Here is a 1523-nt window from a genome sequence, read left to right as displayed (position 1 = left end):
CAACTTTTCTGTCTAATAATTAGATTATTTGTTTATATTTGATAGAATTAAACGGAGGTTTTTTCACAGACTGACGTGTCGCGGCTTGCAGAAGTGGCGAACTTCGTAACCGATTATTTTCGGCTAAGATAAAATTTCTAGCGAAAGACAAAAGTGAATTTACTACATATTTCGCCATTTTTGCAAACCGCTGTTAGTTGCAGTTTTTTATTTATCTTTTAATTCTCTGTGTAATTCTAAATCGTCATAATTTAATCTAAAGTTATTCATACTAATTATTTCAATTGGCTTGTCCATCTTATATTTTGCAAAAATGTTTGGTCGCCTTAATCTGTAAACCTTTTTTACAAATCCGATTTCTATTAATTCGTTTATAAACTCTTCAACTTTTTCAGATTCTAATAAATTCTCTTTCAAATAAAACTCAAATTGTTGGTTTACTTGGTCTTTTCTACCTGCACCTTTTCCAGAAATTTTAAAGTAGAAATCACTTGCATAACCTTTTTGAGGTTGTTTTTCTTTGTTCGCGTATAACGATAAACTTGAAAAGGAAATTAAGCCATTTTTACTTTCTCTAATTAGCTTGTCCGCTTCATCAAATTTTCCGTCAAATTGCAACTGTAAATGCAAATTGTCGTTTAAAAACTTTGTTGCAACTTTATGGCAATTTTTATGAGAAAACGCTTGCCAACCTCCAACTGCTGCGTTTTTTCCAGTCGTGTACCATTGCTTAAGTCTATAGTACTGTCGCCAAAACGCTTGGTCAGCATACATATCAATGCCTTTTAATCCTTTAAGTACTTTAGCTAATGAGTAGTATAAAGGTTCAAATTGTTGCCAATAGAATATTTTATCATTTTCGTTATCAACGTGACAGTCGAAAATATATTTATTCCACATTGGATTTGATTCATCTCCATTTACTAGAACGGTCTTTGGTTTATAAAGATTAAGAAAAACTTCACTAAAGTTTTGAATTTGTAACTTCTCAATAGCTTGATTTGGTGAGATTAAAAAGGGCTCATAAAACAGCTTTACTTGGTCTGCTATTTCCCAATTTATTCCAATTATTGCTAATTCTGCTTTAGAATCACTAATCATCCCCCAATTTTCATTTTCACTATGCCAAAAAAGGTATTGTTCGTCTCCAATTTTATCTTTAAAAGTATTAACAAAATCTTCCCTTTCAGACCAATTTAATTTAAAAATGTAATGTAAGTATTTTGAATTAGTAAGATTTGAAATAAATATATTTCGTTGTTTAAGGTTGTTCAAAAAAAAACAAGGTAAATTATGAGAATTTGTTCCATCAAATTCCAGAGGCGTGGGGAAATTCAGAAAGAAAAATGCGTCAAATTGCTTATTAAATACTTGTCTTAAAAATGGGTTTTCTGCATTAAAAACTTGTCGGTTAAATATATTCTCCATTCTTTTTAGGGTTTTGGCAGGCGGATTCAAGTTTCTAGCGCAATTTCTTGGCGATTAAGTTTTGCCTTATTTTTCAAATTCAGAAAGCAATTTTG

Annotated in this window: 1 protein-coding gene; it reads right to left on the bottom strand. The window is 30.7% G+C overall.

Annotation, left to right across the window (positions count from 1 at the left end; all coding sequences use genetic code 11):
- Window positions 1-207: 207 nt before the first annotated feature.
- Window positions 208-1428 (bottom strand): hypothetical protein, encoded by a 1221-nt coding sequence (locus tag AC4PRO_RS18070; protein ID WP_492118383.1) that lies wholly within the window; start codon window positions 1426-1428, stop codon window positions 208-210.
- Window positions 1429-1523 lie beyond the last annotated feature (95 nt).

Source organism: Flavobacterium sp. DW-iso2, assembly GCF_058725285.1.
This window is presented reverse-complemented; position numbering and strand designations above follow the sequence as displayed.